This window comes from Pseudoalteromonas sp. MMG033, from assembly GCF_057197785.1.
The window spans coordinates 4,424,401-4,442,153 of sequence record NZ_CM170070.1 but is presented as its reverse complement, the minus strand read 5'-3'; the positions used below and the strand labels follow the sequence as shown (position 1 = coordinate 4,442,153).

The window sequence follows — 17,753 nt, the reverse complement described above, 5'->3', positions numbered from 1 at the left end:
TAAATGGTTAATAAGAAAGTTCTGATCATTGAAGATGAAGAAAAACTGGCGGTTATTCTAGGTAAATATCTAGCGCAAGCCGGTTATGAGTTTGACATCGTAATGGACGGTGCTGACGCACTTTCTAGAGTCCGTACCTTTACCCCTGATATTATTTTGTTGGATCTCATGTTACCGTCGGTGGATGGTATCGAAATTTGTACTCAAGTACGCAGAGATTCTGAAGTGCCAATAATTATGACAACCGCTAAGGTTGAGGAAATAGACCGTTTATTGGGATTAGAGGTGGGTGCCGATGATTATGTGTGCAAACCATACAGCCCAAAAGAAGTGGTTGCACGTGTAAAGGCAATTTTAAGACGCACTAACAATACTGCACCAATACAAACAGGTTTGGTGCTTGAAGAAGAAACCTTGTTTGTGAATTATAATGGTATGAGAACTGACTTGACGCATGTTGAGTTTATGCTGTTACAAACCATGTTTAAGCACCCAGGTCGCGTTTATAATCGTGCAAGGCTCATGGATTCAATCTACGATGACGATCGTGTAGTAAGTGATAGAACGATTGATAGCCACGTTAAAAAAATAAGGAAAAAACTGCAAGATATCGCGCCCGATTGTGAGTTTATTCATTCGATCTATGGCGTCGGTTATAAATTTGAAGTCATGTAAATGCAAGTTTTAACCGATTGGCAACGGCAGTTTTGTGAAGCACATAAGCTGCCAAAGCAGTATATTAACGGATGCGAAAAAGCGTTAGCTTGGCTTAAGCGCTCAATCGCAAATCAATCAAAACCAATATGTATAGCTGTGAGTGGCTGTCAGGGCAGTGGAAAGTCAACACTGTCTGCGTATTTTGTTGCTTATTTAAAAAGCCAAGGGAAGTTGGCTGAGTCCGTTTCTATTGATGATTTCTATCACAGTACAGCCAAACGCCAAGTGCTTGCGAGTCGGTATTCACCGTTGTTTCTAACACGGGGAGCACCTGGTACGCACGATATCCAACGTGCCATAGATGTCATCAACGATTTTAAGCAATCTAAACCTTTTGTTTTGCCGCGTTTTGATAAAGCAACTGATGAACCATACCCAGAATGTAGCTGGACGTCAGTTACTTCCGCGCTTGATGTTTTGGTATTTGAGGGGTGGTGTTTAGGTTTGTCACCTCAGCCTCTAAATTTATTGAAAAGTAGCTGTAACCAATTTGAGTCTCAACGTGATGCAGAACGCTTGTATCGCTCGCAAGTAAATGATTTTTTGTCTAAAGATTATCAAATACTTTTTTCGTTATTTGATAGCTTGGTATTTTTGAACGGACAAAGCTTTGAATACGTATATCAGTGGCGCTTGGAACAAGAGCAAAAAATGATTGCGACTAGAGGAAACGGCATGAATGAGCAGCAAGTCTATGAGTTTATTCAGTCATATCAGAGACTAACAGAGTGGGGTATTGAAACCTTGCCAACAACATGCGATTTAGAGCTGATATTAGACAAGGACAGGCGCTTTTCTTAAAGCCAGAACGTGTTATTCAAAACGGGTCACATGATACAAAAAAAGGCTCTTTCGAGCCTCTTTTCATCTGCTAAATTTAGCTTTCAATTAAGTCTTCTACACCAACGATCAACCAAGGTGCATCGCCCTGTGTTTTACGCTCTAAGTGCCAAACTTCATGAATTGGTTCTTCTTGCATGTCACCTTGGTCACGATACTTACCACGGAACATAACACTGATTTCCCACTTATCTGCACCTACGTCAGCACGAGCAAGCTCAGCGTCAACAAACATAACTTCAGTAGCGACGTCACCTTGTTGCTCACGCTCTTGACGGAACTCTTCTACAAGCTCTGGGCTTAGGTATTCAGCCATTGTCGTGTAGTCTCTGTTGTTCCACGCTGTCTGGATCGTTTGATAATGTGAACGTGCACCTTGTAGGAAGCCATTTACATCAAAATCACGAGGCAAGTTAAATGGAACTTCTTGCTGTGCACCAAATCCACCTGCTGTTTGATTCGCTTGAAACTGTTGAGGTTGAGAGAAAGGTTGATTTTGCTGTGGCTGCTGCTGAGCAAAGTTAGGCGCACCAGCCATTTGCGGCTGCTGCCTTTTGCGCATAAAGCCCATGATTACTTTGAACAGGACAAATGCTGCAATGGCGAAAAGGATCATTTCAAGGAATTGGAAGCCCTCAAAATCATCACCCATCATTGCTGCTATTAGACCGCCAGCTAAAAGGCCACCTAGTACGCCAGCCATAATGCCTTTTTTGCTCGACTTTTTCTTTGCGCCTTGCTGTGCAGCCAGTGATTTAGTATCCACTTGCTTTTTTTGTTGCACAGTAGAAGTTTGATGTGTTTTACCTTTTTTCTTGCCGCCAAACTTTTTACGCGCTTCAGCGTCAAAAGCAGTAGCAAACAACATTGAAACGATAGTCAATAAAACAAAAAATTGTTTCATGGTTTTCCTCTAAGTTTAAATACTGTGTGACATTCTAATGAAATTAAAAAAGAAATTGAACTGAAATAGGGTGGTTATAGGAACAAATAGGGCGCTTGTCGCGCCCCATTTTATAGCCATTGTAAGGAGTTGTTGACTTCGCCTTGATATTTATCAAGTGGAGTGCCTAATTTTGCAACCAAAATGGTGTCTGCATTGGCGCCTTTATTAATGGAGCCACTGAAGCGGCTGTCACTAAACTGGGTATCACCTTGACGATAGTCATTTTTGTCGCTTGGAACAATAAATACTGTCATAGGGCCGTGATCTGATTGAAAGATCAAGTGCAAACTGCGTTGGCCTTTAAAGTTGCAAAATGTTGCATAAGTCACTTTGCCAGGCAGTGATTCAAGCTTACCGCCAAGCATAGCAAGTTTCTCATTGACTACTTGTAGATTCACTTCTTTGCTGAGTGTTAACGCGCTCTCTTCGTAATATACGTGTTCAAGTGCATGTTCTCCAGCATATAAAGGCGCATGGACAGCGGTGCTAAAGTAAACCATCACAGCCAGTGCAAGAGATGCCGCTGACGCAATGGGTATGGTAAAGCGCTTGTACCACGCTAGACTCACGACATTGTCGGCGGAGTGCGTCTTAGGTTCTTGCTCATCCATATTAGCAAGTAATTTGGCTTGCAAGCCCTCAGGTACCGGAACCTTTAACGCATCACCTAACATATCATCAAAATCTTGCACTTCGTCAACCAAACGTTTTTTAGCTGGGTCTTGCTTAGCTTCGTTCATAAGTTGCTCATCGCTCGGATCGGCGAACAGGCGACGGCGAAATTCTAAATCATCCATCAGTTTGATGCCCCCTTTGCTGATTCATTCACGTTAGTTAGTGCCTCTTTTAGCTGATTTCTCGCTCTATACAGTCGGGTCATGACTGTATTTTTGTTTAACTCTAAAATCTCTGCGATTTCATCCCCAGAGCACCCCATGACAACTTGAAGCAAAAGGGGCTCTCTATATTCAGAAGCCAACTGATTAATTTGTCTTTGGACAACAGTTTGCTCCATTTCATCATCTAATGCTGTGCTTTTGGTATCAACTAAGGTGTCGTTTTCAACATCCGCATAGTCAAATTGCTTTCTCTCAAAGCGACGGGCGTTTTCTCGTCGCAATATGGTTAGTAACCAAGATTTGGCGGCTTTTTCATCCTGTAGTGCATCTAAAGAACGCCATGCACGTAAAAATGTTTCCTGAACCAAATCTTCTGCAATAGTTGGGTCTTGGCATAACCAGTAAGCAAAGCGATATAACTCTGTATGGTAAACCTGAACCAAAGATTCGTAACGTTTTTGTTTTTGGGTCATGCTAACTAGACCTTGCCTTCAGCAATATTATTTCGTTTTTCGCCATATTTTTTAGTAAAGCGACTCTAGGCTATTCTTAGCGCCTGATTTTGAACGCTTTTTAATTTTACATATTTGATTATATAGCGTTACGAGATCGACCTGTTGTTTATTTGCACTATAAAGGGATGCTTGCAATTTTGCAATTTCTTCCCCAATTTCGGGTGATTGCTGGCTTAACCACGATTTAAGCGTTTGCTGATGAGTAAGCTCTAGATAGTCACGCAATAGCGAGTAGAATTGGTTTGCGTCATTGCTCTTAGCAGCTTTTCCCAATTGCTTGAGTTTTGCTTGTGCATCAATATTTATGTTAGGTTGATTACCCACTTGCGGGCTTTGTGCTGATACAGTCGGTTTTCTAAGTAGTAACACAGCCAATGTAATCAACCATAGTAAATAACCTAAACCGATAATAAGCCAATCAATCCAAGACTTTTCAGCATCTTTGTAAATGATGGTCGGCTCAACGCTAGCTTGCGGCAGTGCTGATTGGGTTTGCGTATCAACTTGTGGCAAAGTCACAGGCTGTTGAGGTTGATTAGGATCTGCAATCACTTCAATTGTTCTCGCTGGTAGAGTGGCATATTGAATGCGATTTATCACCGTATTAAACCAAGGTAATTTAACTTCTGGTAGAGTATAAGTGCCCGGTTTTTGTGGCAGAAGCGCATATGATGCAACCATTTGTGAAATGACTCGACCATCACGGGCCATTTGGTTACGATCGGTTTCATCAGGGTAAATTCTAAACCCATCTACGCTCGGCACTTCAATATCAGGCATTTGCTCTTTAGTAATGCCCAAAGCGGTTAAGGTAAACGTACGTGTGATCGGCGCACCGACAACGACTTGCGCATCCGCTGGTTGCCATTCTTCAGCCAAGTTAACTAATTCGCTCGGTAACCATGCGCCACGGTAATTGTCAGGAATTGGTTTTACTTCAACATTAATGGAGTCACCAACCGCGCTGACAGCCATTCTTCGATAACCTTCTCTAACTTGACCATTGAAAATCGGCCCTTCAATTTTAAAGTTACCACTTTTTTGAGGCTGTACAAGGTAATTTCTTGTGATCACTCGATAGCGGCGGCCATCAAGAACTTCGTAATTTTCTTCTTGCTGTCCCATTGGCGTAATCGAGCCATCATTCATTGTTGGCGGTGTCATTTGCGCGTCGAGCAAATCTTTACCAATGAAAAGCTTAACGGTATATAGCGCAGCTTGTTGCACATACAAAGATTCTAGGTTGAGTTCAGTGGTAACAAACACATCTTTTTGTTGATTGTCATCCGCTTCTCTTGCAACAACACGCAGAGTAATGGGTTGACTCTTTACACCAGATACTTCAAATGCAGGAATGGTAAACTCTCCAGCGCTTCGAGACATCACCTGCATTTGCCAGCTTGTAGCACTGCTCATGCTGCCATTAACAATGTGTGTGCGAGAGCTGGTACTCACAGGGCCTGTAATGAAGCTTCGTGCCATGGCGCTTGTATCAGGCATCTGACCCGACACTTTACCATCTGCTTCTATAGTTAAAGTAAAATATTCTCCAACTAACACGGGGTTTTTATCGACACTGGCTGTCAGTCTGTCTATAGCCAAAGCAGGCAGCGCGACAGCGAATAAAATAAAATAAACAGCAAATCGCATTACCATGATTTTTCAGCTCCTACTGGTTGTCTTTGTTGTTGTCTTTGTCTTGATTCCAAAAGCATTTTGTTCTTCAGCAAAATAGCGGGGTCATCAGGTACTCGGCGCAGTAGCTGATTGAGTTGCTGCGCTTTTTCTTTCTCTTCTGGTGTTAATTCCTTCATTTCACTTGGTAGCATTTGTTCCGATTGCTCACCTTCTTTTGGCTCACTCTGTTGTGCTTGCTGCGGGCGTGCTTGGGGTTGCTCTTCTGTTTTTTCGCTTTCTTCACCTGTTTGTTTATCTGCTAATTCAGGCTTATTTTGACTGTCTGATTGCTCACTACTTTGAGATTGCTCTGACTGTTCGCTATTTTCTTGCTCAGATTCATTTCCTTGTCCGTCTTGCGATTGGTTCTGTTGATCGTTTTGTTCACCAGATTGTTGCTCTTGATTTTCGCTTTCACCTTGCTGCTGATCGTTTTGTTGCTCAGAAGACTGCTCTTGCTGCTGATTGTTTTGATCTTGGTTTTGTTGTGATTGCTGATCTTTCATTTGCTCAAGCAGTTCTTTGTTCTCTTGTGCTTGCGATAATGACGGATCTAGTTGCAACGCTTGATCATAAGCTTGCATAGCGTCATCAAGTTTACCTAAATGGGCGAGGGCGTTACCAAGGTTATATTGACCTATGGCCGTATTTGCATTTTCTAAAGTCTTTGCAGCTTGCTCATATTGACCTTGTTTATATTGAGCAGCCCCACGTAACGTCGCATCTTGTGCGGTACTTGCTTGATCAAAGTTTTCTTTTTGATAAGCAGAGAGCGCATTTTGGTCGGTATTTTTGAACCAAGATTGCCAATCTGCTGCATAACTGGGTTGGCTTGGTAAATAGGCAACAACGCAAATTACCAGCGCAACGGCATTATTACGAAATGCCAATAGCGCAAGAGGAATAATTGCAAATAACAAATATTTTCCCGCATCGACGCGCCAAAGGGTTTCATTTGGCTCATTGGGCGTTTCAATATCTTGCGTATGATTTATTGCAAAGGTTTCTATATCTGAGTTATCCGGTGAGTAAGTGGCATATCGTCCGCCTAAGCGCTGTGCAAGTGAACGTAATCTATCGACATAAAGCTTAGGAACGACGATTTGCCCGTATCTATCTTTTAAAAAGCCGCCTTCTGGAATACTAATCGGTGCACCTTGTGCTGTGCCAACACCGTAAACATGAAGGGTATAACCTGAGCCGCTGAGCATATCATGTATATCTTGTGCATCTTCCAACTCGACTTCATCAGTGATTAAAATGATTTCGCCTGATGGATAACCTGCTTGTGCTAGTAAGGTTTTTGCTTGGTCAATACCGGCTAGTACGTTAGCGCCTTTGCCCGGCATAATCGCTGGGCTAATACTTGGTACAAGGTTTTCTAGCGTATTTATATCGCTTGTGAGTGGGGAGATAATAAAGGCATCTTGTGCATAGGCAACCAATGCGGTGTCACCTTCACGAAACTGTTGCAACATGTCTAAGGTTTTAAATCTAGCCTGAGTCAATCTGTTAGGTGCAATATCCGTCGAATACATAGAGTAGGACATATCCATAACGATGACTCTAGCTTGTTTGGCCGAGAAAACCGGTACGCTTTGCTTTTCAATGCTTGGTCCCGCTGCAGCGAACACCCCTAGGAATAAAATTAGACTGGTTAGCCACGTTGAGTGACTGGTTTTACTTTGATTGCCTTCAGTTAAAACCACTTTCGCAAGATGCGGTGCAATTAATTGAGACTGTTTATGGCCTGCTTTTTTGTACCATTGCAATAAACTGATGATTGCCCAAGGTACCAGTAGCCAAAGTAGCTCTGGTCGGATAAATTGAAATTCGGTCATCTTAATTATCTCGCCTCCATTGTGTTGCAAAGCGAATAAGCAGTACTAAAGCCCACAGAGCAATTGCGGCCAATAGGGGAATATAAAACAATGCGATTTTAGGACGAAATGTTTCATCCTCTGCAGAAATAGGCTCTAGGTTATCAAGTTCAGAGTAAATTTGTTGTAAGCCTTGCACATCTTTTGCTCTAAAGTATCGACCACCTGTCTTTGTGGCAATATGTGTCAGTGTTTGCTCATCAATGCTTGCCCCTGACATACTGCCCATTGAGAAAAAGCCCATGTTTCTGCGACCGTCAGAGCCAACACCAATGGTATATACTTTTATTCCTTCTTCTCTGGCTAAGATCAACGCCTCTTCAGGTTGTAAATTACCAGCGGTATTTTGACCGTCGGTAAGTAAAATGAGGATACGATTACTTTCTTCTTTTTGATTGAAACGCTTAACAGCAAGACCCAACGCATCACCGATTGCCGTTGCTCTGCCTACCAAGCCAATTTGTGACTCTTGCAGCATTTGGCTTACGGTATTGATGTCTTTGGTCAAAGGCGTTTGTAAAAAAGCGGTGTCGGCAAATAATATCAAGCCAAGTCTGTCGCCTTGTCGTTGTTCTATAAAATCACCCAATACAGCTTTCACGACAGATAACCTATCGATATAACGGCCATTGTACTCCATATCTTCTTCAGCCATAGAGTGAGAAAGGTCGACGGCCAGCATGATATCTCTGCCTTCACTGGGTAATGTGATTGGGTCATCTAACCAAGTTGGGTTGCTCAACGCGGTGACTAAAAGCAGCCAGACCAGCATTTCAAGCCAATTTTTTTTACGAGAGTACGATTGCGCCTGTGTGCTGATACCGCCCAATGATGCATAACTAGGCATACGGATTTTCTGTTGGGACTGCACTGCAACAGGTTTTATTTTTGAGATTATCCAGGGTAATAGGAGCAGTAAGAAAGCCAGCGGCCACTCAAATTCAAACATCTAAGCGCTCCTTGATTTTAAAAGTTCTAATTGCCATCAGGAGCTTTTCGCTTTGTTCATTGTTGTTATCAGATTGATATAATGAGGCAATATCTTGTTCATTGAACTGCGCTTTTGATAGCGTATTTAAAGTATTACACCAATTTGTGCTGGTTTGTGATGCGACGGTTGTACCGTAATAATGTTTTGCTAATCTTTTGACAAGACCGTGCAAAGCAAGCGCGTCTTGTTTATGTGTTTCACTGAGCTGTATTGCTTCTCGTTTAGCTGCACCATAGCGCCAATTTTTATATAACCAAACAGTCAATGCGACCAGACAAAGCGTTGAAGCAATGATCAGCGCCCACATTGGCAAAGATAAAGGCCACCAACTCACTTGCTCTGGCGGTATTACATCATGAAGGGCATCTAAAGGGGATTGATTCATTATTGTCACCTAGAGAGCTGTGTTTCTAAGGGGGTATCAGCAGAAAAGTTGAGCATGGTCATGCCAGAACGCTGTAAGCGCTTTAATCGTCTGTTAAACACTTGCTGGGCGCGTTTGGCAAACTTGTCTCTAAATTGCTTGTCGCTCAGTGGCAGTGTCCAAGCACTGTGCGTACCTTGGATTTCGACTGTTTCGCTGTAAGCTGGTAAGGTATGCTCGAATGGATCACTGACTTGGCATCCAATTAACTCACAGTGTCTACTTATCCCTTCAAGTAAGGAAAAGCTTTCTTCATCTAGCTCAGAAAAGTCAGAAATAAGGTAAATTAAACTGCCCGGCTTTGCGAGATGTTTGAGGCGCTTTAAATTGTCGTTAAATCGACTGTCGCTTTGTTTGTCACGACTAATTAGGCTGGTGTTATGTACATCACATAATTGATGACAAAATGCCAAGACGCCTTTGTCCCTCGCCGTTGGTTTGAGCTCATGATGACTGTGCTCTGAAAATACCACGCCACCAAGCCTATCGCCACGCTGCGATGCTGACCATGCAACAAGTGCACTTAAATGCGCGGCTTGCACAGATTTGAGCAGCAATTGGCTGCCAAATAACATGCTATTGGACAAGTCTGTAAATAAAAAGACTGGGCGTTCTTTCTCTTCTTGATAAAGTTTTGTGTGCGCTTCACCCGTACGTGCCGTTACGCGCCAATCTATTGCGCGGATATCGTCACCATATTGGTATTGACGCACTTCGGCAAATTCCATGCCTCGCCCTTTGTGAGGTGCGAGGTATTGTCCAGCTTGTGCACTGCGAATTTGACCTTTTGGTTTTAAGTCGAGAAGGCGGGCCTTACTTCTGTAATAGAGCAACTCTTTCAGCCCGAGTTCGACGCCATTGCTGTGGCAATTTGCAAACCAGTTTTTAATATCAATATTTGCTTTCATAGCGGAAAACTACACTTTAAGGAACTGGTACTAACTCAAGGATGCGGCTAATTACCTGATCTTTTGTAATACCATCTGCTTGTGCTTCGTAGCTTAAAATAATGCGATGTCTGAGTACATCATGTAACACTGCTTGTATATCATCAGGCGTGACAAAATCACGTTCTTGCAGCCAAGCGTGGGCACGAGCACATTTATCAAGCGCAATGGTTGCACGTGGACTTGCACCCAGTTCAATCCAAGTACCAAGTTCAGCATCTAAGTTTGCCGCTTCACGGGTTGCAATAATAAGTTGTACTAAGTATTGCTCAAGCGGTTCAGCTAGATGTAACTCAAGTACCTTCTTTCTTGCTTCGAATAAAGTTTGCTGACTGATTGGGTTAAATTTAACGGTTTCAGTACTGAGTGCCTCACCACGAGTTAAACGTAAAATCTCTAACTCAGTTTGCGCTTTTGGGTAGTCAATATTGAGGTGCAGCAAAAAACGGTCTAATTGTGCTTCAGGGAGCGGATAAGTCCCTTCTTGCTCGAGCGGGTTTTGGGTCGCCATAACCATAAATAGTTCAGGTAATGGATAAGTCGTTTTACCTACGGTGACTTGTCTTTCTGCCATCGCCTCTAATAACGCTGACTGAACTTTAGCGGGCGCTCGGTTGATTTCATCTGCCAGTACTAGGTTATGGAATAATGGACCTTTTTCAAATACAAACTCGCTGGTTTGCTGTCTGTAAATATCGGTACCGGTAATGTCAGCAGGTAATAAGTCAGGGGTAAACTGAACACGTTGGAAACTGCCTTCAATGCCTTTAGCAAGTGCGTTTACAGCACGTGTTTTTGCCAGCCCCGGAGGGCCTTCTACCAGTAGGTGGCCATCAGCTAAAATCGCGATTAAAAGGGCTTCAGTTAGGTCTGGTTGACCAATAATTTGGGTATCTAAGTATTTTTTTAATTCAGTAAACTCATTAACTGCCATGCTTGTTTGTCCTTGTTATGACAAATTTGTTGCTTATTTATATGGATTGAAACAGAAAACTCAAGCTTTTGAGGTGTAATTTCACACTTTTCTTAGACTCTTTTTTTTCGTTTAGTTCCATATTTTTAATATATTTTTCAGATGCTTTTTGATTTGTTTAAAATTCACGCTAAGTTTAATTTGCGCTGTGATTTTTACAGACAATTTCCATTTTTCTATTGGCAGAATGGATTCGGTTGTTTAGAATCGAGTTAAAATAACAGGTCAGACCTGTCAGCGGGAGAGCAAATTCATGTCTGGACAAAACATTCTAAAAACAATAAACGGAGACCGTATTGCCATCGTCAGTGGCCTGCGTACTCCTTTCGCAAAACAAGCAACTGCTTATCATCATGTGCCTGCGCTTGATCTGGGTAAAGCCGTGGTCAATGAAATGCTGGAACGACTTAACATCGACAAAAAAGAAATTGACCAGCTCGTCTTTGGCCAAGTGGTGCAAATGCCTGAAGCGCCAAATATCGCCCGTGAAATTGTATTGGGTACAGGTATGCCGGTGTCGGTAGATGCTTATTCTGTATCTCGTGCCTGTGCGACGAGTTTTCAGGCTGTGGCGAATGTCGCGGAGTCCATTATCGCGGGCCACAGTGCAGTAGGTATTGCTGGAGGTGCCGACTCTTCATCTGTCCTTCCTATTGGTGTCAGTAAAAAGCTTGCGGGCAGTCTAGTTGACCTTAATAAAGCAAGAACCTTAGGCCAGCGCCTGAAAATCTTCTCTAAATTACGTTTAAAAGATTTACTACCAGTACCGCCAGCTGTTGCAGAGTATTCTACAGGCCTTTCAATGGGGGATACAGCAGAGCAAATGGCAAAAACACACGGTATCAGTCGTGAAGAACAAGATGCATTAGCACATCGTTCACATTCTTTAGCTGCTAAAGCTTGGGATGAAGGGCTTCTTTTGCCAGAAGTGATGACTGCGCATGTTGAACCATACAAACAATTCATTGATAGAGACAATAATATTCGTGCTAACTCAACCCTTGAAGGGTATGCAAAGCTGCGTCCAGTATTTGATAGAAAACATGGCTCAGTGACTGCTGCTAACGCAACACCACTGACAGATGGCGCGGCTGCGGTACTGATGATGAGCGAGAGTAAAGCAAAAGCACTTGGTTACGAAATTCTTGGCTATGTGCGCTCTTACGCTTTCTCTGCAATTAGTGTACATGAAGACATGCTAATGGGTCCTGCGCATTCAACGCCTTTAGCATTGGACAGAGCGGGTATTGAATTAAAAGATCTAGATTTAATTGAAATGCATGAAGCGTTTGCTGCACAAGCGCTGGCTAATGTGAAGATGTTTGCATCAGACAAGTTTGCGCAAGAGAAACTGGGCCGCAGTAAAGCCATTGGTGAAATTGATATGAATAAATTCAATGTTAATGGTGGATCACTTGCTTATGGGCATCCATTTGCAGCAACGGGTGCCAGACTAATCACACAAAGTTTAAATGAATTAAAACGCCGAGGTGGTGGGCTTGCATTAACAACAGCATGTGCGGCTGGTGGCTTAGGTGCGGCTTTTGTATTGGAGAGTGCATAAATGTCAGTATTTAATTATGAATTAAATAGTCACAAAGTTGCTTTGGTCACAATTGATGTACCTGGCGAGAAGATGAACACTTTGCGTGATTCTTTTGCGGACGAGTTGCTGGAAATTCTCGATCAAGGTAAAAAAGATGATGTCACAGGCATGGTCTTTGTGAGCGGTAAAGCGGACAACTTTATTGCCGGTGCAGATATCAAGATGCTTGATAATGCGAATACGCGAGAAGACGCACTTAGGCTTTCTGAAATGTGTCAGCAGGCATTTTTCAAAATGAAATCCTTACCATTCCCAACGGTAGCTGCGATTCATGGTGCGGCTCTGGGTGGCGGGCTAGAGTTTGCTCTGGCATGTGATTACCGAGTTTGTAGCAGCGATGATAAAACCAAACTTGGTTTACCTGAAGTACAGCTAGGTCTATTACCGGGCGGTGGCGGCACACAAAGGCTGCCTAAATTGGTTGGTATCCAAAAAGCGCTTGAATGGATGTTAACAGGCAAGCAGGTTAGGGCGAAGCAAGCGGCTAAAGCGGGCTTGGTTGATGAAAGTGTGCCGCAAAGTATTTTAATGGAAGTGGCAGTTAAACTGGCCCGTAAAGGCAAGCCTAAAGCGCGTAAGCCAAAACTAGATAAGCTAAGTCAGCTGTTGGAATCAAACCCGTTTGGTCGCAACATCATTTTCAAAAAAGCGCAAGAAAATGTAGAGAAGAAAACGGCGGGTCATTACCCGGCTCCACTTGCCATTATCAAGGCTGTTCGGGCGTCTGTAGAGCTTGATGAACTAAAAGCATACAAAACGGAAGCCGAAGGGTTTGCTGATTTGGTGATGACAGAGGTCTCGCGTTCATTGCGTGGTATTTTCTTCGCAACAACAGAGATGAAAAAAGAGTGGCAAAGTGATGATGCCGCCAAAATCGAGCGAGCGGCTGTGCTTGGTGGTGGTTTAATGGGCGCGGGGATCACGCATGTGAGTGCAGCCAAAGCAGGCGTGAGAGTGCGTATTAAAGACGTTGCGCATCAAGGCATCAGCAATGCACTTAACTATAGCTATAAGATCCTATCGAAAAAGCAAAAGCGCCGCATTTTATCCAAAGCGCAAATGCAATCTACGATGAACAGTATCACAGGCACAACGGATTACAGTGGTTTTGAACATATTGATATTGTGATTGAAGCGGTGTTTGAAGATCTTGCTTTAAAACAAGGTATGGTGGCTGATATCGAACGTGAATGTGCTGAGTCGACAATTTTTGCCAGTAATACTTCTTCATTACCGATTGCACAAATTGCTGAAAATGCAGCACGCCCTCAAAATGTTATTGGTTTACATTACTTCTCTCCGGTAGAGAAAATGCCGCTGGTGGAAATCATTCCTCACGAAGGTACATCGGAAGAGACCATTGCAAAAACAGTTAATTTTGCGCGCAAGCAAGGTAAAACCCCCATTGTTGTAAAAGACAAAGCCGGATTTTATGTAAACAGAATTTTGGCCCCGTATGTGAACGAAGCTGCAAACCTTCTACTCGCAGGTGAGCCGATTGAAAAAATAGATCAAGCATTGGTTGAGTTTGGCTTCCCTGTCGGTCCGCTTGCGTTGCTTGACGAAGTTGGGATTGATATAGGTTCTAAGATTGCGCCTATTCTTGAAAAAGAGCTAGGAGCGCGCTTTAAGGCGCCTAATGCATTCGAGCGCTTGATTGAAAATAAGCGTCTTGGCAGAAAAACCGGCCGTGGTTTTTATACCTATGAAGGTAAAAAAGGCAAAAAGGTGGATGAGTCTGTTTATGATTTACTTGGGATCACCCAAGCACCTCGTTTAAATAAGCAAGAAATTGCCAACCGCTGTGTCTCGCAAATGCTTAATGAAGCATCACGTTGTTTAGATGAAGGCATTATTGCTTCAGCAAGAGATGGTGATATTGGGGCTATCTTCGGGATCGGTTTCCCGCCTTTCTTGGGCGGTCCGTTTAGCTATATGGATAAACGCGGTATTAACAAGGTGTGTTCAGAGCTATCTACTTATGCAACCGAAAATGATGTTTTCACTCCTTCAGAACCGTTAAAAGCAAAAGCTGAAGCGGGTGAAGCTTACTATAGTTAATCTTTTATTAGGGGAAAACGCGAAAACATTCGTGTTTTCCTAATTTTTTAACCTACCTGAACCCTTTCTGAATATTAATATTTTATTAAATGTGAAAAAGTCTTCCCGTTAACTTGTTATTTACCGTTGTTTAACTTTTGTATTTCTGGCTTGAGTGTCATTAAAAAGTATTTTAAATCAATTTGTTACAAATTTAAGTGCCATTTTAATTCGCCTTTTAGGTTGAATATTAATCATTGGTGCGGTGTTTTTATTTGTATTATTTTTACACAGGTTTATTTGTGTTGATAAAGGAATAAAAATGAAAAAATTAAATTTGTTAATGGTGTTTGTTCTTTTGTTTAGTACGTTTTATGCGGCGGCTGCTGATAAATATTACACTGCATATGGTTCGAATAGAGCTCAAGCAGAAAGTTATATTTATAGTTACGCACAGAGAAATAACTATACAGTAACCAGTATGTATTGCGTACACCAGAGCATGCAACCACCTTGGAAGTGCACTGGTGCTTTGAGTAAAAAGCCTGTTGGTCAATTAGTAACTGCTTCAGCATATGGTGGCAGCGAAGCAAGTGCCACTACAAACGTTATCCGCGCTTGGAGAGAGGCGGCTAACTCCTCAAGCACACCAACGAGTGTCCAATGTCAAAGAGTTGGTCTGGGCTCTGTATGGCAATGCACGGCACGTGGTTATGCATGATCACCAATGTATATCTTCAGATTAAGAGTATTTAACATCTAAATATTACCTCTTTTACTGAACTCTTAAGTGTTTTTTCAAAAGTTAGTAGTGATTTACCTAACTTAAATAACTATCTAAAGCAATAATTTTATTAAGGAAAAATATGAATAATTTCAATAAAGTCTTGGCGATGGCTGCGCTATTAGGGTCTTCTTATGCTGTAGCTGATCAAACATATACTGCTTATGGTTACTCTAAAGGTCAGGCGCAGGCATATATTGGCTATTATGCTCAGTGGAAAAAGTTAACTGTTGTAAGCATGAGTTGTTATCAAAGAACAATGCAACCTACGTGGCGTTGTGACGCGGTACTTCGTTAAAAGAGGGCAGTGTATTTTTAAACTTTACGGGCTGTTTACAAAAAGTCTAAAATTAATATAAAAAGGAATTAATTGTGAAAGTGTTTTCTAAAATATTATGTGTAGCTATGTTATGCGGCACTTTCAGTGCAGCTGCGGCTGAGCTGGTAACAACGCAAGCATATGGCCCTTATAAATCATGGGCAACTGCGGATGCTGTTGCGCAGTGGAAAAAAATTACCAAATCTTCTAGGAACCCTGGAGTTCGTTGTATCCAAATGGACGTCGGCCCTGGGTGGTTATGTTATGCATCAGGGTATGCATAAGTTATATACTGTGTAATGGTAAATTTAAAAAAAGAGCTACTTATGTAGCTCTCTTTTTGGATTAATGACCGTAGAACGTGATGCTCCAGCCAGTCAGCTGACCTGGTTTAGTGTTGTTAGCCTGAACTTTGTCACTGCGCTGTGGCGTAACTGTCAGTGAGTTTTCAACAAACTTACCTGTGCCAAGGTCATATACTCGCTCAGACCATGCATCTTTGGCATTAGTATCGATAATACGAAGTTTCCAATCGCCTTTCGCTGATTCACCATAGAAATGGTTTGAAAGAATAACGTTACCGTTGAACTTATTACCTTCAATATCAGTACCCGCAGTTAAAATAACGCTGCGTGTATTGCTTGGAGAGATAAGCTCAATTGATAAATCGCCTAGGCGGTCATGTTCTAAGTCTAGGTGTACTCTTACACCTTCTACAGTTAGGTTTTCTGTTTGAGTATGAACAGACTCGGTACCAGAGAAATCACCATCGTAAATGAATGCATCAGCAGCAACTGGTACATCGTACGATTTGATTTGTAAGTCGCCAAGGATAGGACCTGTTAGCAATGCTTTTTCAACCGCAGCATCAACATTTACTAGACCAAAACCATAATCATAATGGAATGCGTGACCTGCGCCGTTAACCTGCCAGCTAGGAATAGCTTCGTAGTCACCAATCATACGTGGTTTTGCATCTGCATCTACTTTTGTAGCAGTTGTGATCATCAGGTGTCTAACATCACGCCATGAAAGCTGGTGGTTCGCTGACATAATAAGGGCAACTGCGCCAGAAAGTGCAGGGGCTGCAGCAGAAGTACCATTCATATTGAACGCATACATTGGGTTTTCACACTGTGCTTCTGTTGCATCAGTACACCATTTTGGTAGCGCTGTCGTTACAGTTGCAGGACTGTAACGACCCCACTCACCAGCTGGTGCGGTAAGTAATACTGCTGAGCCACCAGTAGAGTATGCAGCAAGGTTACCTTTAGCATTTAATGCTGAAACAGTTAGGTTCCAGAAATTTGCGTTAGTTGGATCTGCAATAGAAGCATCATATGCAGGAAGTGCATAACCATTAGGGTAGATAAGGGTAAGAAGGCCATTGTCTCTATCTAACCAGCGGCCGCCAATGAAATGACTATTACCTGCTGATTTAACCGCCATGGCACCACGACCACCGTGACTTTCAGTCACTGCTTTTTTCGTTACATTATCGATGTTATCGAAGAAACCACGATAATTGCCATAAATGCTAGCATCAGAGAATGAGTAACCAATACTTTGGTTGATAACGCGTGCATCTGTATGCTTGTTCATAGGTGCAACAGCACCATCCATATCCATCACGGCGCGGATAGCAACATCACGACCTACGTAATTGCTTTCATTACCAATTAAATTAGCACCAGTTAATGTTGCAGCAGGAGCAACACCACGACCACCTTGACCATTATATGCAGCAGCGGCAGCAATACCAGCTACTTTAGTACCGTGGTCGTCAATTGTTAAACGACCTCTAGAGAAGTACTGATAAATATACGGGTCAGGGTTAAGCACATCGCCTTGTGCCATATTTGGTGCAAGGTCAGGGTGGTAAGTAGCAAGGCCATCATCAATAACAGCAATGTTGATACCTTGGCCTAAAATACCACGGCGATGCGTGAAATCGAGGTTTAAGTCAATACCAGCTACGCCCGGAGTGATAGCACCAGCATGTTGACCATTGTTCTGTAAATGCCACTGATGTACAACAAGTGGGTCACCACCAGCTAATTGATATGTATATTCCCACACATGCTTTGATGGATCATACTCTTGAGCACTATTATCGAATGTTTGAGCGTTTGCTTGACCTAGTGCTAGTAATAAACCAGCAGTCACAATATTTAATTTATTATTCATTATTTTTTCCGCTTTATTTGGGTGTTCCCTTAATCAAACGGTAAACATCATAAAAAATAACAATCAAA

Annotated in this window: 17 protein-coding genes; 7 read left to right on the top strand and 10 right to left on the bottom strand. The window is 42.5% G+C overall.

What is annotated here, in order from left to right:
• Positions 1-3 precede the first annotated feature (3 nt).
• Complete coding sequence (locus AC2CZC_RS19340) at positions 4-675, top strand: response regulator (RefSeq protein ID WP_484583059.1); 672 nt, start codon at positions 4-6, stop codon at positions 673-675.
• On the top strand, positions 676-1,518 hold the full coding sequence (locus tag AC2CZC_RS19335) for a kinase (protein ID WP_484583058.1): 843 nt from the start codon (positions 676-678) through the stop codon (positions 1,516-1,518).
• A 76-nt stretch (positions 1,519-1,594) separates the two neighbouring features.
• Here the strand turns inward: AC2CZC_RS19335 and AC2CZC_RS19330 are convergent, their stop codons facing one another.
• From AC2CZC_RS19330 to AC2CZC_RS19290, 9 genes are all read right to left on the bottom strand, one after another.
• Complete coding sequence (locus AC2CZC_RS19330) at positions 1,595-2,461, bottom strand: Tim44 domain-containing protein (protein ID WP_484583057.1); 867 nt, start codon at positions 2,459-2,461, stop codon at positions 1,595-1,597.
• 110 nt (positions 2,462-2,571) lie between these two features.
• On the bottom strand, positions 2,572-3,300 hold the full coding sequence (locus AC2CZC_RS19325; RefSeq protein ID WP_484583056.1) for a DUF3379 family protein: 729 nt from the start codon (positions 3,298-3,300) through the stop codon (positions 2,572-2,574).
• Positions 3,300-3,815: a sigma-70 family RNA polymerase sigma factor gene (locus AC2CZC_RS19320; RefSeq protein WP_039609088.1), complete on the bottom strand. Its 516-nt coding sequence runs from the start codon at positions 3,813-3,815 to the stop codon at positions 3,300-3,302. The genes AC2CZC_RS19325 and AC2CZC_RS19320 overlap by 1 nt, the downstream gene beginning before the upstream one ends.
• Before the next feature lie 51 nt (positions 3,816-3,866).
• On the bottom strand, positions 3,867-5,513 hold the full coding sequence (locus AC2CZC_RS19315) for a BatD family protein (RefSeq protein WP_484583055.1): 1,647 nt from the start codon (positions 5,511-5,513) through the stop codon (positions 3,867-3,869).
• Entirely contained in the window at positions 5,507-7,375 is a 1,869-nt protein-coding gene (locus AC2CZC_RS19310) for a vWA domain-containing protein (RefSeq protein WP_484583054.1), read from the bottom strand. The genes AC2CZC_RS19315 and AC2CZC_RS19310 overlap by 7 nt, the downstream gene beginning before the upstream one ends.
• Position 7,376: 1 nt before the next feature.
• Positions 7,377-8,363 (bottom strand): vWA domain-containing protein, encoded by a 987-nt coding sequence (locus AC2CZC_RS19305; protein WP_484583053.1) that lies wholly within the window; start codon positions 8,361-8,363, stop codon positions 7,377-7,379.
• Positions 8,356-8,790 carry a DUF4381 domain-containing protein gene (locus tag AC2CZC_RS19300; protein WP_484583052.1) on the bottom strand — a complete coding sequence of 145 codons (435 nt, stop codon included), beginning with the start codon at positions 8,788-8,790 and terminating at the stop codon, positions 8,356-8,358. Before AC2CZC_RS19300 ends, AC2CZC_RS19305 begins: the two co-directional genes overlap by 8 nt.
• 5 nt (positions 8,791-8,795) lie before the next feature.
• On the bottom strand, positions 8,796-9,737 hold the full coding sequence (locus AC2CZC_RS19295) for a DUF58 domain-containing protein (protein WP_484583051.1): 942 nt from the start codon (positions 9,735-9,737) through the stop codon (positions 8,796-8,798).
• Between the two features lie 16 nt (positions 9,738-9,753).
• Positions 9,754-10,710 carry an AAA family ATPase gene (locus AC2CZC_RS19290; protein WP_484583050.1) on the bottom strand — a complete coding sequence of 319 codons (957 nt, stop codon included), beginning with the start codon at positions 10,708-10,710 and terminating at the stop codon, positions 9,754-9,756.
• Positions 10,711-11,002: 292 nt separating this feature from the next.
• Here AC2CZC_RS19290 and fadI point away from each other — a divergent pair, with 292 nt between their 5' ends.
• The 5 genes from fadI (at position 11,003) to AC2CZC_RS19265 (ending at position 15,782) form a co-directional block, all read left to right on the top strand.
• Positions 11,003-12,313, top strand: coding sequence for an acetyl-CoA C-acyltransferase FadI (fadI, locus tag AC2CZC_RS19285; RefSeq protein WP_484583049.1), 1,311 nt, complete (start codon positions 11,003-11,005; stop codon positions 12,311-12,313).
• On the top strand, positions 12,314-14,416 hold the full coding sequence (gene fadJ, locus AC2CZC_RS19280; protein WP_484583048.1) for a fatty acid oxidation complex subunit alpha FadJ: 2,103 nt from the start codon (positions 12,314-12,316) through the stop codon (positions 14,414-14,416).
• Between the two features lie 301 nt (positions 14,417-14,717).
• Positions 14,718-15,116: a hypothetical protein gene (locus tag AC2CZC_RS19275; protein ID WP_484583047.1), complete on the top strand. Its 399-nt coding sequence runs from the start codon at positions 14,718-14,720 to the stop codon at positions 15,114-15,116.
• Between the two features lie 145 nt (positions 15,117-15,261).
• Complete coding sequence (locus AC2CZC_RS19270; protein ID WP_484583046.1) at positions 15,262-15,477, top strand: hypothetical protein; 216 nt, start codon at positions 15,262-15,264, stop codon at positions 15,475-15,477.
• Positions 15,478-15,551: 74 nt separating this feature from the next.
• Entirely contained in the window at positions 15,552-15,782 is a 231-nt protein-coding gene (locus AC2CZC_RS19265) for a hypothetical protein (protein WP_484583045.1), read from the top strand.
• 61 nt (positions 15,783-15,843) lie between these two features.
• On the opposite strand, the gene AC2CZC_RS19260 is transcribed toward AC2CZC_RS19265, so the two are convergent.
• Positions 15,844-17,685 (bottom strand): S8 family serine peptidase, encoded by a 1,842-nt coding sequence (locus AC2CZC_RS19260; RefSeq protein ID WP_484583044.1) that lies wholly within the window; start codon positions 17,683-17,685, stop codon positions 15,844-15,846.
• Positions 17,686-17,753 lie beyond the last annotated feature (68 nt).

What these genes read in the sequence shown, in the direction of transcription:
- AC2CZC_RS19340 (WP_484583059.1), top strand. Translation starts at nt 4, where the DNA reads ATGGTTAATAAGAAAGTTCTGATCATTGAAGATGAAGAAAAACTGGCG.
- AC2CZC_RS19335 (WP_484583058.1), top strand. Translation starts at nt 676, where the DNA reads ATGCAAGTTTTAACCGATTGGCAACGGCAGTTTTGTGAAGCACATAAG.
- AC2CZC_RS19330 (WP_484583057.1), bottom strand. Translation starts at nt 2,461, where the DNA reads ATGAAACAATTTTTTGTTTTATTGACTATCGTTTCAATGTTGTTTGCT.
- AC2CZC_RS19325 (WP_484583056.1), bottom strand. Translation starts at nt 3,300, where the DNA reads ATGGATGATTTAGAATTTCGCCGTCGCCTGTTCGCCGATCCGAGCGAT.
- AC2CZC_RS19320 (WP_039609088.1), bottom strand. Translation starts at nt 3,815, where the DNA reads ATGACCCAAAAACAAAAACGTTACGAATCTTTGGTTCAGGTTTACCAT.
- AC2CZC_RS19315 (WP_484583055.1), bottom strand. Translation starts at nt 5,513, where the DNA reads ATGGTAATGCGATTTGCTGTTTATTTTATTTTATTCGCTGTCGCGCTG.
- AC2CZC_RS19310 (WP_484583054.1), bottom strand. Translation starts at nt 7,375, where the DNA reads ATGACCGAATTTCAATTTATCCGACCAGAGCTACTTTGGCTACTGGTA.
- AC2CZC_RS19305 (WP_484583053.1), bottom strand. Translation starts at nt 8,363, where the DNA reads ATGTTTGAATTTGAGTGGCCGCTGGCTTTCTTACTGCTCCTATTACCC.
- AC2CZC_RS19300 (WP_484583052.1), bottom strand. Translation starts at nt 8,790, where the DNA reads ATGAATCAATCCCCTTTAGATGCCCTTCATGATGTAATACCGCCAGAG.
- AC2CZC_RS19295 (WP_484583051.1), bottom strand. Translation starts at nt 9,737, where the DNA reads ATGAAAGCAAATATTGATATTAAAAACTGGTTTGCAAATTGCCACAGC.
- AC2CZC_RS19290 (WP_484583050.1), bottom strand. Translation starts at nt 10,710, where the DNA reads ATGGCAGTTAATGAGTTTACTGAATTAAAAAAATACTTAGATACCCAA.
- fadI (WP_484583049.1), top strand. Translation starts at nt 11,003, where the DNA reads ATGTCTGGACAAAACATTCTAAAAACAATAAACGGAGACCGTATTGCC.
- fadJ (WP_484583048.1), top strand. Translation starts at nt 12,314, where the DNA reads ATGTCAGTATTTAATTATGAATTAAATAGTCACAAAGTTGCTTTGGTC.
- AC2CZC_RS19275 (WP_484583047.1), top strand. Translation starts at nt 14,718, where the DNA reads ATGAAAAAATTAAATTTGTTAATGGTGTTTGTTCTTTTGTTTAGTACG.
- AC2CZC_RS19270 (WP_484583046.1), top strand. Translation starts at nt 15,262, where the DNA reads ATGAATAATTTCAATAAAGTCTTGGCGATGGCTGCGCTATTAGGGTCT.
- AC2CZC_RS19260 (WP_484583044.1), bottom strand. Translation starts at nt 17,685, where the DNA reads ATGAATAATAAATTAAATATTGTGACTGCTGGTTTATTACTAGCACTA.